This window comes from Pseudomonas fluorescens (genome assembly GCF_000802965.1).
Classification (GTDB): domain Bacteria; phylum Pseudomonadota; class Gammaproteobacteria; order Pseudomonadales; family Pseudomonadaceae; genus Aquipseudomonas; species Aquipseudomonas fluorescens_A.
Window position 1 is genome coordinate 830 of the sequence record NZ_JSAK01000030.1, and the last position, 314, is coordinate 1143.

General features: G+C 49.4%; 1 protein-coding gene. It reads left to right on the forward strand.

Annotated elements, in window-relative coordinates; all coding sequences use genetic code 11:
• Positions 1–314 (forward strand): transposase (locus NL64_RS30700; RefSeq protein ID WP_034150378.1); only part of this gene is annotated, 314 nt, incomplete at both ends.

The window sequence follows — 314 nt, forward strand, 5'->3', positions numbered from 1 at the left end:
GCCTTCATGCGTGGAGAGTTTTCTGACAGCGATGGCTACGTTGCTTTTCTGGGGATGGACCCACGAGTCAGACAATCAGGTAAGAAAGATCAACGACGTTGCTTATCCAAACGAGGTGACTCGGAGTTTCGGCGTTTATTTCATAACAGTGCCATGGCCGCAAGCCGCTCTGCGACCTGGAAACCCTACTACCAAAGCTATTTGGCACGAGGTCTGAAAGGGACTGAGGCGCTGGTGATACTTGCCAGAAAACTGGCTCGGGTACTGTTTGCCTTGATGAAAAACCAAAGCGAATACAAGCCAAATTCTATGTT